The sequence below is a fragment of the Limnochorda pilosa genome, assembly GCF_001544015.1.
Classification (GTDB): domain Bacteria; phylum Bacillota; class Limnochordia; order Limnochordales; family Limnochordaceae; genus Limnochorda; species Limnochorda pilosa.
This window is the reverse complement of record NZ_AP014924.1, coordinates 1,085,130-1,097,829: the sequence shown is the minus strand read 5'-3', so window position 1 is coordinate 1,097,829 and position 12,700 is coordinate 1,085,130. Positions and strand designations below refer to the sequence as shown.

The following is a 12,700-nucleotide window of genomic DNA, read 5'->3' as shown; positions in this document are numbered from 1 at the left end:
AACCTGCCATGGGAGCCGAGGAACCAGGCGTGGCCGCGGCCTCGGTACGGGACATTCCTGGAGGGTTGGGCAGCCTGAGCCCGCGCGCCCAAGCCTGGCGCCGCTTGCGGAGGTCGCGGTCCGGGATGGTGGGATTGTCCATGGTGGCGCTCCTGGTGGGCATGGCCTTGCTGGCTCCCATCCTCGCCCCCTATGACCCGGCCACGGATCGGAACCTTCGTGCGCGGCTCAACCCGCCCTCCGTCGAGCACCCCATGGGAACCGACGAGCTCGGCCGGGACATCCTGAACCGGGTGTGGCACGGTGCCGCCATCAGCCTGCGGGTGGGGGTGCTCGCGGTGGGTGTGGGGCTCGTGCTGGGCACCGTCATGGGCTTGATCGCGGGCTACCTCGGCCGCTGGGCCGACACCTTCATCAGCTGGGTGAGCGACATCCTTCTCGCCTTTCCCTCCATGCTCCTGGCCATCGCCATCGTGGCCGCCATGGGACCGGGCATCTTCAACACGATCCTGGCCATCGGCGTGGTGCAGATCCCCATCTACACACGGCTGACGCGGAGCATGGTCCTCTCGCTGAGGGAGCAGGAGTACGTCTCCGCCAGCCGGGCCATCGGTGCGGGAAGCATGCGGACCCTCTTCCGGCACATCCTGCCCAACAGCCTGACGCCCCTGATCGTCCAGGGGACCCTCTCCATCGGCGTCGCGATCCTGGACGCGGCGGCGCTGGGCTTCCTGGGGCTGGGTGCGCAGCCCCCGGCCCCCGAGTGGGGCCTGATGATCGCCCGTGGCTTCAGCTACTTCGCGGTGGCTCCCTGGATCAGCCTCATCCCGGGGCTGGCCATCGTGGTGGCGGTGGTGGCCTTCAACCTGCTGGGGGACGGCCTGCGCGACGCGCTGGACCCCAGAGCCGGCCGCTGAGCCCGGCGAGCGCTCACGGTTCCCGCCGTCCGGTGGGCCGGATCCATTCGACGCGCCCGCTCACCCTGTCCAGGTACTCCCGGTCCACCTCGATGCCCAGGCCCGGTCCCTGGGGCACGGGCACGGTGCCGTCGGGCTGGAGGCGGGCGGGCTCGGTCACCAGGTCGCGGGCGTAGTAGCGGTCGCTCGCGGAGGTGTCGCCCGGCAAGGTCACACCGGGCAGGGCGGCCAGGATCAGGTTGAGCGCCCGCCCCACGCCGGACTCGAGCATGCCGCCCACCCAGAGGTCGAGCCCCCGTTCCCGACAGACTCCCTCCACCTCAAGCGCCTCCGACGGCCCGCCCACACGGCCGGGCTTCAGGTTCACCACCCGGCACGCGCCCAGCTCGGCCGCCCGCCGCACGTCGGCCGCGCCCCGCAGCGACTCGTCCAGGCAGATGGGCGTCTTCAGCCGCTCCTGCAGGCTCGGGTAAGCCAGGAGGTCCCCGCCCCGCAGCGGCTCCTCGATCATCATGAGGTCGTAGCCGTCCATCTCCAGGAGGACGGGCAGGTCCTCGGAGCCGTAGGCGCCGTTGGCGTCGACCATGAGGGGGATGGCGCCGTAGCGCTCCCGCAGCGCCCGCACCACGGCCACGTCCCGGCCGGGACCGACCTTCACCTTGACCCGCCGGTAGCCCTGCTCCAGGTAGCCGTCGATCTCCCGGAAGAGGGCGTCGAGGCCGGGAGCCATCCCCACGCTCACTCCGGACGGCACGGTGGGGCGGCCCGCTCCCCACCTCCCTGCCAGCGATTCGCCCTCGGCCCGGGCGGTGAGGTCCCACAAGGCGGTCTCCAGGGCAGTTTTGGCCATCGGGTGGCCCTTCACCAGCCGGAACCGCGCAGGCAGGCTGCGGGGGTCCACCTCCGCCGCGTTCAGCACAGCGGGCGCGAGGAAGTCCCGGAGGATGTGCCAGGCGGTCTCCACCGTCTCCTCCGTGTAGTACGGAGCCTCCTGGGCAACGCACTCACCCCAGCCGGAGAGCCCGCCCGCCATCGCCTCCACCAGCACGAAGCGCCGGCGCACCGTGCGGGAGGCCGAACTCTCGAAGGGCCGGAGGAGCGGGAGGGTCACCTCGCGGAGACAGATGGCGTCGCAATACACGCGGCCACCTCCTGGGTGGATCACCTGCTTGGCTCACCACCCTTGCAGGCGAACGATCGGCGCAGCATGCCCGGTGATGACGCAGTCTGCCATGGCCTCACCGACCCTTACAGGTCGCGAGCGGGGCCCTGGGTGGCATCGGGTGCATCTGTCTGGCAACCTCCACGGTCCGTACCTCCATTCTGCCACACTCACCGGCGCTTGCGGAAGGGCGCCGGCCTGTCACCCTCCGCCCAGGTTTCCTCACCCTCCTCGCAAGGGAGCTCGCGAGGAGGCAGACCCTGGCCGCGTCGATTTCCATTACAGGGCCCCCGAACATGCTCTTCCCCAAGTGCTGTGACCGGCATCCCGGCCTCGCCGGACTGTCAATGTCTGTTAGGTGCTGGCGCCTATCGGCTCTGCCTACAGGTGATGCCATTTCCCTGGGGGCAACTGAGCCTGTTGACTCTGGGAGGAGGGCCATGTACAATTGGTGAAGCCGATAACACGACACATATATCGTGTTATTGTGAGACGTACTTCGCCCGAGCCGCCACGAGGTGATCCCGTGCAACTGCTTTCGACTGTTCACGAGAACTTGCTGAGCCCGCTCATCTTGTTCTTCTTCTTGGGAGTCCTGGCGAGCATCGTCAGATCGGATCTTGAATTCCCGAGGGACGTGGCAAGAGGCCTGCTGCTCTATCTCCTTATTGCGATCGGGTTCGAGGGCGGCGTCAACTTGGCTCGATCGGGAATCACTCCCAAAGTACTGTCTGCCGGTACGGTTGGTGCCGGATTCGGCCTCCTGTTCCCCGTCATTGCCTTCATCATCCTGAGGAACATAACCGATGCGACCAACGCAGCCGCCATCGCCGCGCAGTATGGTTCAATCAGTGCTGTCACGTTCGTCACGGCCACGGCGTTCTTGAGTGGCATGGGGGTCCCCTATGAACCGTTCATGGTTGCACTCATGGCCGTGATGGAATCGCCCGCCATCGCCTCTGGCATCTTTCTCGCCCGCCGATATGGGCGCTTGCCCCAACCGCACGTCGCCGCAACATCGGCCCACTCATGGCGCTTCTCATCAGAGGTTGCGGGCAAGGGGTTCTGGCCGGGGCTGGGATTGAACCAAGCCCTTGTGCGGGAAGTGTTTCTGAACAGCAGTATCGTACTTCTCACTGGGAGCCTCCTCATCGGCTTCGCTACCGGAGATAGAGGCCTCTCGATCGTGAAGCCCGTCTTGGTCGATCCGTTCAAGGGGGTTCTCACCTTCTTTCTCCTGGAGATGGGACTGGTTGCCGGTCGTGGTCTGGGGGAATTCCGTAGACTCGGGGTGCCGCTCTCCCTGTTCGGGGTGCTGATGCCGGTGTTTGGAGGCTTGGCGGGAGCAATCGCCGGCGCGCTCCTCGATCTGACGCTTGGTGGAACCACGTTGCTGGCCGTCCTTTCGGGGAGTGCGTCCTACATTGCCGTACCCGCCGCGATGAGGATGGCGTTGCCGGAGGCGAATCCTTCGCTGTACCTGACGATGTCACTGGGAATCACGTTCCCGTTCAACGTGATCGTCGGGATCCCTCTCTACTACCACCTGTCTCGCTTTCTGACGGACCTGTTCTGATGGCCGGAAGGAGGAGACCTCCAGGTACACGCGCGGATCGAGTGGACTGGGAGGGGAGAAAGGGTTGACTGGATCCTGGACCTTCTTGACAAACCATGCACAGGTGTTGTTGTGTGTTGCGGAAAACCGCATGATCACCACCCGTGAGATCAGCGAGATCGTGGGGATCACGGAGCGCTCTGCACAACGCCTCTTGGACGATCTGGAGGCAGAGGGATACATCACCCGCCATCGAGTGGGGCGCCGAAACCGATATGAGATCCATCCCGAGATTTCCATGCGGCACCCCGCCCAGCGAGGCGTCGCCGTCAAGGTGCTGCTGGACATCCTGGCAGGCAACCACTCGGATTGACGGCCACCGACCACTCCGGTCACGGGAATCGAGATGGGCCCACCGCTCATCCGGCCTGGAGCAGGAGTTCCCGGGCCGCGTGCGAGGCGCCGGCGAGGGTGCGGCGGAGGTCTCGGATGACTGAGCCCATTGGCCGTTCGGGCTGCACTTCAAGGACACGTGCTTAGGGCGTCTCTCCCTCGAGTCGGTCGGCCAGGGCTTCCAGGTGGCGGCAGAACTCCTCGGCCTCCGCCCTGAACCTGATGCTCAGCGCGGGAAGGCCCTCCACCAACGGCATCATTCTCGTCCATTCGAGACGATGCCCGTAGACGTTCCGGAACACATGACGAAAGCCAAGGTAGTCCCTCAGTTGGACCCCCAACTCCGGCGAGATCACCCTGGGGCGCACTTCCTTCACGGGTTCCTCCATGCTCCTCAACAAGCGGCGATGCCAGTCGGAGGTCGTCGGAACTCCCCCGTCCAGATCGGCGGCGATGAGTTCGAACACATCCTCCACGGCAGTATAGAAGTCATGCAGCACGCTTCCGAGTGCACGGAGCGTTGGGCGCTTCGGAGTCTCCATGGCGGGGAGGGACGCGGCCAATTCCTCCCCTTCCTGGGTGATGGTCTCAACTTCTCCCAGAGCCGTCGCAATCTCGGAAGCGAGCCGTCTGAGAGCTGCAGCTTCACGCATCCAGGGTCACCCCTTCCCTGGCGATCCGTGCCCGCCACTCCGGCGCACAGTCGTCCATGTCCACCAGATCCACCGAAAAGGCGGACTCGCTCAGTAGACGTCCGGTTGCCTGAAAGAACTGGTCCGGCCGAACTCCGCGGACGGCGAGGTCGATGTCCGAGTCTTCGCGGAAGCGCTTGACCCCTTTCGCGTCCAGCGCCAGGGATCCGAACACCTGGACCTCGGTGGCCCCGAAGTCGCGCTTCAGGATCGACGCGAGACGGCGCGCCTCGGCCCAGGCCACCCTGGTACGCTCGCGGCGAGCCGCTTCTCGAGCCTCCAGACGCCGCTTCCAGCCGGAGACATACTCCTGGAAGGCGCCTTCGCCCATGTCACGTCTCACCTGAACACCCTCCGAAAACCCGCTCCGATGGCGCACCAACACCCCGTTGGCTCCATGCCACCAGGATACCAGCCCCACCTCGCCGTGGCAACGCCAGGCGCGTCGTGCCCCATCCGCTGGCGCACCGCATGGCTTGCCAGCCCCCTCAGTAGCGGGGAAGGCTTCCATGCTTGCTCGGCGTGCGGCCGCAGGCTTTCACCGGGACAGGGTCCGCTCTGTCTCCTCGGCCCCCGCGTGACGCCTGCCCCCTGCCCGCGGCGCCGCCCGCCCTGGCAGCAGCCGCTCCAGCAGGCGCAGGTTGAACGCCTCGTGCCTCAGGAGCACGGGATCCGTGCGGCCGGCGAAGCCGAAGCTGGGCTCCCACTCGCCGCACACGTCGGCCCCTGCAGGCTCGAGCCCTCCTGCCAGGAGACCTTCGACGAGTCGCAAGGTCTCCCCCACGCTGAGCTCGCCGCCGCCCCAGGCGTTCGGGAGCTCCTCGGGCGCAACCACGTCCTTGTCGATGGAAAGGTAGGCGGGCCCAGGCCCCAGGAAGGTGAGGACATCGGCCACAACGGCGTCCACCCCATCCTCCAACGAGGCCGGGACGTCGACCGGACCAAAGGCCTGCGCGATCGCCCGGGCGGTGGACCGGCGGGCAGGATGGACGCTCAACCGCCCCGAACGCACCGCCGTCTGTACCCCGAAAAGGACCCTGGGGTCCAGCATCCCTTGGGTCTCAAGGGCTCCCACCCCCACCAGGGCCACCGCCCGGAGCCAGGGCTGGGAGAGCACGTGGGGCAGCCAGGACCCGCAGTGGACGTACCCCGCCGGAGCGATGCTCCACTCGGGGTGGGCGTCGAGCACCACCAGCCCCATGCCTGGAGGACGGGCGCTCTCCGCAGCTGAGGTTCCATAGGCTCCGAAGGCCGCACGGGCGACCGCAGCGGGACGCACCTCCGCAGCGGACGCAACGGCGTGCAGCAACGCGGCCGTCAGGTGATGGTACTCCCCGGTTCCAAGGAAGGTCACCCGTCCCAGGACCGGGGAGAGCCTCCGGGCCAAGCGCGGCAGCTGGGCGTGGTGGAGGAAGAAGCGGTAGGTGCGTGCCGGCGGATGGAGGGTTACGAAGGTGGTGGGATGAGCTTTCAGCAACCGCACCTGGCGAGTGATCGCGCCGCCCGTGTCGAGGACGGCGATCCCCTGCAGCATACGCGACCCCGCCCTTGGATTCAGAGACTTCGAACTTCGCCCTGACTCGATTCTATCGCACGATGGGCCGGCGTGCCAGCTTGACCACCTCGCGGGCCGCACCAGCCCCGCGCTCCTACGGGAGCTTCCTTCGCAGCACCATCCCGCCCAAGCCCACGGCGACCACCGGGAGAAAGAGGAGAGCCGTAGTGGCGAGCATCTTGTCGGAGCCGCGGCTCGCGAGGCACCACGACCCGAGAACCGCATAGGCGACGCCGGCCAGGAGCGCCAGCCAGGACGTGGCGGACCGGGGGACCTGTTCAAGGGCGGCAGACATCAGATCATCCTCCGTATCTTCCTGGCCCCCGGTGAACCTCGCTCCCGCCGCGGCAACGCCCACCATGACCAGCGTCGTGCCCAGACCGAGACCGCCGGCGGTCATGGCTGCCCGAAGCTGTTCTTCGGCCCCCGCTCCCGCGACCGAGACGACGACCCACGCATTCAAGGCCGCCGTGGCCGCGAGCGGAGCCGCCACCCACAGCTTGCCCCACAGGATGCCGGCGGGGCGCGCGCCTGCGACGCGATACCAGGCAGCCGTTGGACCGTCCGCATCGAAGACCGCTGCAGCCACCTCACCACCCACCACGAAGGCCAACCCCACCCCGAGGCTGGTGCCCAGGAGTTCGCGGCCCAGTGGCAAGGCGTGGGCCAGCCCGGGCATGAAACGCACAAGGGCCAGGAGCCCGATGATCCAGAAACCCAGGCGCATGAGGCTGAATGGGTTCCGGGCTACCTGGAGCCACCCCGAGGCGTGGATGGCTCCTACGGCGCCCCGAAGCGGCGACGGCCATCGCGGACGCCTCCGCCGGCCGTCACGGGCCATCGCCTCTCGGGACGACAGCCAGGTGTCGCTCAGCAGACGTCCGATCCAGCCAGGATGGAGCAGCAGGCCCCCGGCCAGAAGGGAGCCCGGAGCCAACACGGCCACCAGGGTGGCGGGTAGCCACCCCTGCGGGCGCCTCAGCGCGGCCAGCACGGACGCATCCGGAAACCCGGACGCGGCGAGGTAGGCTGCGTAGACCCCGGCACCCACCACGGAGCCCGCCACTACAACCGTGGCAGCAGCCACGACTCGGGGTGCCCAGCGTGTCCAGAGAATCACCGCCATCAGGCCGCTGAGCCCACCCAGGCTGCCGGCGGTCACGCCGACGGCCCAGAGCAGACCCGCCTGCCACGGGCCACCCTCCACCGGGAAGAGCATCACCACCGCGACGGTTGCCAACAGCTGCTCCCACATCTTCTCCGGGATGTCGGCCAGAGTCTGGCCCACGATCACCGACGCAGGCTGCGCCGGGGACAGGTGCACCAGGGCCGAGTGCGGCCGAGCGAAGAGCTCCTCGCGTTCGCGCAGGAAATCCCTGGCCATGCCCCATAGCGCGGCCTGAACCACCACGAAGGAGAAGGGAGAGAGATCCGCATACGGCAAGGTGATGGTCTTACCCTTCCAGAGGAGGACCGCCAGCAGACCCACCTCGGCCAGCAGGACCCACACCCCCGAACGGAACGGGGAGAACCGCCACGAACGGTTCCACCGCGCCCGCAGCTCCATACCCGCAAGCACCCGCCAGGCCGTGGCATCCATCACCGTGAGGGCACCTCCTCCGCGCGAGGTCCCGTACCGGCCCCGCCCCGGGCCGTGGTCAGGGCCAGGAAGATCTCCTCCAGGCTCGTGTCTGGCCCTTGGCCGGACTGGCGTAGCTCGTCCATCGATCCCATCGCGCACAGGGACCCACCATCGATGATCGCAATGCGGTGCGCCAGCCCTTCGGCGACGTCGAGATGATGGGTTGCGAGAAGCACAGCAGTCCCTTCGCGAGCGAGCTGTGCGACCAAGTCCCTGACCTCCCGGGCGGCCCGGGGGTCCAGGCCGTTGGTCACCTCGTCGAGCAGCAGGACCTTCGGGTGGTGCATGAGGGCGGCGGCGAGCGCCGTCTTGCGTTTCATGCCAAGCGAGAACGTGCGGATGAGCTGGTCCGCGTAGGATTCCATGCTGAGCCTCTCCAGCAAAGCCTCGGCCTGCTGGCGCGCCGCCGTTCTCGGGAGGCCGTACAGACCGGCCACCAGCCACAGGAACTCACGCGCCGTGAGCCATTCGTGGAGGAACGGCACGTCCGGAACGTATCCCAGCAGCCGGCGGACCTCACGACCCCGGTCCCAAACGTCCCGGCCCAGCACCCGCACACGCCCCGAGGTCGGTCGAAGGAGGCCCGCAATCATCCTGAGGGTCGTGGTCTTGCCCGCCCCATTGCTGCCCAAGAAGGCCAGGACCTCGCCGCTTCTGAGGACCAGGCTCAAGCCGCGCACGGCGGCGTCGTCGCCGTAGCGCTTCACGAGCCGATGCACCTCAAGGGCAGCCGGAGCACCGGCGAGTGCATCCAGCGCCTGCACCGGCGCCTGGCTACGAGGAGCCCCGGCCAGCCGACGGCGCCGTCCTCCACTCCCCGCCGCCGCTTCCACCGGGACGCCCAGCCCTTCCAGTGCCGCCAGGAAGCTCTCCGGCTCGTCGAGGCTAAGGACGATCCTCGTGAACTCCACAGGCCCTTGCTTCGGGATACGGCACCGGAGGGTCTGGGAGAGGTCGACGGCGACGAGCCTGTGGCGGTCGGGAAGGATGTAGAGGGCATCGTCCTCGGGCCGGTACACCGGTTCCAGGGTGGGCCCGGAAAGGCGACCTACCCGGGTCGCTCCGTCTCCCGGTGCGTCGGACGTCTGGTGCCTGGCCCCGGCGATGGTTCCCAACGGGACCACGAGCCGAAACCGGCCGTACGCCAACCGAAGGGACCCCTCGTCCAGGGTGTGGTGGGTCCGCAGGACGCCCGTCAGCAAGAGGTACCCCCACCCCGACAGAGCGAGACCGCCCCCGACCACGACCATCTTCCAGGGCCCCGGCACGATGAGCGCGAGCCCTGCGATCACGATCGCGTCGACACCAAGCAGGGCGACCAGGCCCAGAATCAGCCCCCGCAGGGACGACGCCTTCTTGTCGTAGCTGAACCGTCGCAGGGAAGACCCCATGGACGACCCTCCTCACGTACGATATTACTACACATGTAGTAATTTAGGTCGCGCCAAACCCCTTGGGCCGCGCGCTACCCCGTTACCAGAGACGCCTCGCGACCTCGAAGAGAGCCAGCCAGAACCCCTGGTAGGCCAGGGCGAAGGCGGCCGGCAGCTCGCGCCCAGGCCCCCGTCGCGACCGTCGATCCAGGGCGGCCAGGGGCCGCGGCAGTGAGAGGTGGGGCGCCGGCGAAGTCGGGTCGAGAAGGACCCGCAGGCGGATGAGGAGGGTCCGGGGCCGTCCGGCCAGCCTTGCACCCGCGCCGGACCGGGCTGCCGCCTCCGCCTGGTCCGCCCACCGAGCCAGGGCGAGGGCGTAGGCGCGTCTGTCGTCCAGCCACGAGGCCGCCTGCCGGTCCGCCTCCAGCTCGATCTCGAGCGCCAGGTGGTCCAGTGCTCTGCGAGCGAGGGGATGCCACCCCAAGAGGCTTCGAAGCAGGCCCAGGAGCCAGATCCGCAGTGGATCGCGTCGTTCGGCGTGGGCCAGCTCATGCGCGACGACGGCCTCGAACTCCCTGTCGTCCGACCGCGATTCCCAGCCACCCGGCAAGACCAGGGTCTGCTGCCAGAGACCCAGCATGGCAGGTGACGCCCCCTCGGTGCGGTCCACGCAGACCCGCACCCTGCACTGCACCTGCCACCGTCGGCGCAGGGCTTCGACCCGCGCGACGGGCCCGTCCGGGGCTGAGCCGATGGCGCCACCCAGCCCACGCAGCCACGCGAGGTGCCCGGCTCCGTGCACGATGACAGCCAGGCCGAGCAGCCCGAGGGCGAGCCACCTCGCGGGTGTGAGCAGGGCTGAGAGCATCGCGAAGCCGAAAGGTGTGAGCAACCATGCCTGACGCGTCCTCGGAGGGCTGAAAGGACCGGCCACGCGCACGATCAACAGGACGTCGGCCAGGATCACGGTGAACGCCCCGAGCCAGAGCAGCAGGGTGGAAAACTCAGCGGTCGCCATGCTGCGGGCCCTCCTCAGGAGCCAGGCTGTCGATCAGCCGGCGGAGCGCCTCCACGTCCTCGCGCCGCAGCCTCTCGCCACCGAGCAGCATGCTCACAGCAGGAACCAGCGCCTCGCCCCAGTAACGCTGGACCCACTGCCGGAGGCTGCCCCGAGCGGCCTGCTCGCGGGCGACCCGGGCACGGTAAACGTAGGCACGGCCGTCTTTGCGGCGCTTCAGGAAACCCTTCTCAGCCAAGCGCGCCATCACCGTCATGACGGTGGTGTAGGCGATCTCGCGTTCCTCCCTCAGGCGCCGGTGGACATCCTCCACCTGGACCTCGCCCAGGTCCCAGACGGCTCGCATGACCTCGGCTTCCAGCGGACCCAGTTCGGCTCGGTCCGGACCGCTTGCTGGCACTCTGCACTCCCCCCGCCCCCAGATATACTACAGCGGTAGTATGGGCGTCAAGGGACCTTTGGTGCACCGCCGGCGTGGGGAGCGAAGGACCTCGGGACGGAGTTCGGCCTGCTTCCGGCTACAGCAGATCCTGCCGCTGGAACCGCAGGTAGCTCACCGCCACGAAGAGGGCCAGGAAGCCGGTCATGAGCCAGACGGCGTCCGGGAAGGGAAGCAGCTTCTGAAAGGCGATCTCGGGGCCACCGGGCCCTCCGGGGCTGCTCGGGCCGCCGGGCCCGCCCCCCATGAAGATGACCGTCCGGTCCGCGGTGAGGGCCAGGTGGCCGCTGCTGATGAGGTAGGGGTAGACGTGGCCGATCCACCGGCTCGTCTGCCCCAGGAAGAGCCCCGCCACGCCCTCGAAGAAGCGGTAGATCACGGTCGCTCCCACCCCGATGGCGGTGGAGCGGAAGAGGATCGAAAGCATCACCGCCATGGCGGCGTAAACGCCGTTGATGAGCGCCAGCCGCCCCAGGAGCCCCAGGACGTCGAGCCAGAACCGGCCCGTGGCCCACGACCAGCTCCAGCCCGAGACGGCCGAGCCTGTGATGCCGCCGGCCACGATCCCCGCCGCGAGGCCGGCGGCCATGAAGAGGAGCACCACCAGGGCCACTGCGGTGAGCTTGGCCGTGAGGAAGGTGGGCCGGGTGGCCCCCCGCATCAGGTTCTGCTGGACCGTGCCCCAGGCAAACTCGTTCCCCACCACGGCCGCGGCCACCAGGGTGATCATGAGGAAGCCGGGGAACTGGAGGACGCTGAAGGCCACGTCCACCGCCCGGGGCAGGGTGATCATCTGCTTGAGCAGGTTCAGGAAGTAGGCCCGGGCGGCCACGGCCTGGAGCCCCGGCGCGGGCCCGCCCTCGGCCCGCATCCGATCCAGGATGGTCTGGTAGCCCTCGTAGCTCAGGTAGTACGCGAGCCCTACGAAGAGGAGCAGGAGCCCCAGCGCGATCCAGATCAGCCGCAGCCGGCGGAGCTTGACGGCTTCAGCGTACAGGAGGCGCCGCCACGTCTCCATGGGAGGTCACCTCCAGGAAGAAGTCTTCGAGGCTGGCCTGCACGGGAACGAGGGCGGTGACGAAGAGTCCCGCCTCGGCCAGGCTCTCGGTAAGGCGCGCCCCCTGGTCCGCCGCCGCCTCCACCCAGAGGGTCCGGGTGGGATCCAGACGGACGCCGCCGTTCCCGTTGAGTCCCATGCCGTTGAGGGACGCCTGCCTCACCCAGGGGAGCCCTTGCAGCCGTTCCAGGGCCCGGCGGGCCTCCTCGTGCGTTCCCAGTTCCAGGCGGAAGCCCCGCGCCGCTTGGGCCAGATCCTCCACCGAGCCCTCCAGCACCAGGCGGCCTCCCTGGATGATCCCCACGTGGTCGCAGAGCTGCTCTACCTCGTGCAGCAGGTGGCTCGAGAGAAAGATGGTCTTCCCCTCTCGGGCGAGGGAGCGGATCAGCTCCCGCACCTCGTGCATGCCCGCCGGATCCAGACCGTTGGTGGGCTCGTCCAGCACCAGGAGCTCGGGCTCGTGGAGCAACGCCGCCGCCAGGGCCAGTCGCTGCTTCATGCCCAACGAGAAGGTGCTGAAGCGGTCGCGGGCCCGATCGAGCAGACCCACCCGATCCAACGCCGCGGCGATCCGTGGGGGCCCCACCCTGCCTGTCACCTCTGCCAGAACGCGGAGGTTGTCGTGCGCGGAAAGGTACGGGTAGAAGACGGGCCCCTGCACCACCGCCCCGATGCGCCGGTAGACGTGATGGGTGCCCGCGCCCACCGGTTCACCGAAAAGCTCCACGCGGCCGCGCGTGGGCCGCACCAGGCCCATGATCATGCCCATCGCGGTGGTCTTGCCCGCGCCGTTGGGCCCCAGGAACCCATAGATCCAGCCCCTCCGGACGGTGAGGTTCAGCTCCTCCACCGCCCGCAGCCGGCCGTAGGTCTTGGTCAGGTCGAAGGTTTGGATCA

The 12,700-nt window shown here is 68.4% G+C and carries 13 protein-coding genes; 3 read left to right on the top strand and 10 right to left on the bottom strand.

The window, feature by feature from the left end:
* Positions 1-8 precede the first annotated feature (8 nt).
* On the top strand, positions 9-917 hold the full coding sequence (locus LIP_RS04805; RefSeq protein ID WP_082726575.1) for an ABC transporter permease: 909 nt from the start codon (positions 9-11) through the stop codon (positions 915-917).
* Between the two features lie 13 nt (positions 918-930).
* Here the strand turns inward: LIP_RS04805 and menC are convergent, their stop codons facing one another.
* The gene (menC, locus tag LIP_RS04800) at positions 931-2,058 is read right to left on the bottom strand and encodes an o-succinylbenzoate synthase (protein WP_144440336.1); all 1,128 of its coding nucleotides are present in this window, start codon (positions 2,056-2,058) and stop codon (positions 931-933) included.
* A gap of 547 nt (positions 2,059-2,605) precedes the next feature.
* Between menC and LIP_RS04795 the strand changes: the two genes are divergently transcribed.
* Both LIP_RS04795 and LIP_RS04790 read left to right on the top strand, forming a co-directional pair.
* Positions 2,606-3,655: a sodium-dependent bicarbonate transport family permease gene (locus tag LIP_RS04795; RefSeq protein ID WP_144440335.1), complete on the top strand. Its 1,050-nt coding sequence runs from the start codon at positions 2,606-2,608 to the stop codon at positions 3,653-3,655.
* Positions 3,656-3,719: 64 nt separating this feature from the next.
* The gene (locus LIP_RS04790; RefSeq protein WP_068135040.1) at positions 3,720-4,007 is read left to right on the top strand and encodes a helix-turn-helix transcriptional regulator; all 288 of its coding nucleotides are present in this window, start codon (positions 3,720-3,722) and stop codon (positions 4,005-4,007) included.
* A gap of 163 nt (positions 4,008-4,170) precedes the next feature.
* Here the strand turns inward: LIP_RS04790 and LIP_RS04785 are convergent, their stop codons facing one another.
* The 9 genes from LIP_RS04785 to LIP_RS04745 form a co-directional block, all read right to left on the bottom strand.
* On the bottom strand, positions 4,171-4,680 hold the full coding sequence (locus LIP_RS04785) for a ribonuclease toxin HepT-like protein (RefSeq protein WP_144440334.1): 510 nt from the start codon (positions 4,678-4,680) through the stop codon (positions 4,171-4,173).
* Positions 4,673-5,062 carry a nucleotidyltransferase family protein gene (locus tag LIP_RS04780; protein WP_144440333.1) on the bottom strand — a complete coding sequence of 130 codons (390 nt, stop codon included), beginning with the start codon at positions 5,060-5,062 and terminating at the stop codon, positions 4,673-4,675. The genes LIP_RS04785 and LIP_RS04780 overlap by 8 nt, the downstream gene beginning before the upstream one ends.
* A gap of 195 nt (positions 5,063-5,257) precedes the next feature.
* Positions 5,258-6,253: an arginase family protein gene (locus LIP_RS04775; RefSeq protein ID WP_068135033.1), complete on the bottom strand. Its 996-nt coding sequence runs from the start codon at positions 6,251-6,253 to the stop codon at positions 5,258-5,260.
* 115 nt (positions 6,254-6,368) lie between these two features.
* Positions 6,369-7,877, bottom strand: coding sequence for a hypothetical protein (locus tag LIP_RS04770; protein ID WP_068135030.1), 1,509 nt, complete (start codon positions 7,875-7,877; stop codon positions 6,369-6,371).
* Positions 7,874-9,307, bottom strand: a complete 1,434-nt coding sequence (locus LIP_RS19255) for an ABC transporter ATP-binding protein (protein ID WP_198409727.1) — start codon at positions 9,305-9,307, stop codon at positions 7,874-7,876. Before LIP_RS19255 ends, LIP_RS04770 begins: the two co-directional genes overlap by 4 nt.
* A gap of 82 nt (positions 9,308-9,389) precedes the next feature.
* Positions 9,390-10,307: a M56 family metallopeptidase gene (locus tag LIP_RS04760; RefSeq protein WP_068135027.1), complete on the bottom strand. Its 918-nt coding sequence runs from the start codon at positions 10,305-10,307 to the stop codon at positions 9,390-9,392.
* On the bottom strand, positions 10,294-10,707 hold the full coding sequence (locus tag LIP_RS04755; protein WP_158509559.1) for a BlaI/MecI/CopY family transcriptional regulator: 414 nt from the start codon (positions 10,705-10,707) through the stop codon (positions 10,294-10,296). Before LIP_RS04755 ends, LIP_RS04760 begins: the two co-directional genes overlap by 14 nt.
* Before the next feature lie 118 nt (positions 10,708-10,825).
* A complete protein-coding gene (locus LIP_RS04750) occupies positions 10,826-11,764 on the bottom strand; it encodes an ABC transporter permease subunit (RefSeq protein ID WP_068135021.1) in 939 nt (312 codons plus the stop codon).
* On the bottom strand, positions 11,733-12,653 hold the full coding sequence (locus tag LIP_RS04745) for an ABC transporter ATP-binding protein (protein ID WP_068135018.1): 921 nt from the start codon (positions 12,651-12,653) through the stop codon (positions 11,733-11,735). The genes LIP_RS04750 and LIP_RS04745 overlap by 32 nt, the downstream gene beginning before the upstream one ends.
* Positions 12,654-12,700 lie beyond the last annotated feature (47 nt).

Coding starts and splice junctions, on each gene's coding strand:
- LIP_RS04805 (WP_082726575.1), top strand. CDS start 9: ATGGGAGCCGAGGAACCAGGCGTGGCCGCGGCCTCGGTACGGGACATT.
- LIP_RS04760 (WP_068135027.1), bottom strand. CDS start 10,307: ATGGCGACCGCTGAGTTTTCCACCCTGCTGCTCTGGCTCGGGGCGTTC.
- LIP_RS04750 (WP_068135021.1), bottom strand. CDS start 11,764: ATGGAGACGTGGCGGCGCCTCCTGTACGCTGAAGCCGTCAAGCTCCGC.
- LIP_RS04785 (WP_144440334.1), bottom strand. CDS start 4,680: ATGCGTGAAGCTGCAGCTCTCAGACGGCTCGCTTCCGAGATTGCGACG.
- LIP_RS04775 (WP_068135033.1), bottom strand. CDS start 6,253: ATGCTGCAGGGGATCGCCGTCCTCGACACGGGCGGCGCGATCACTCGC.
- LIP_RS19255 (WP_198409727.1), bottom strand. CDS start 9,307: ATGGGGTCTTCCCTGCGACGGTTCAGCTACGACAAGAAGGCGTCGTCC.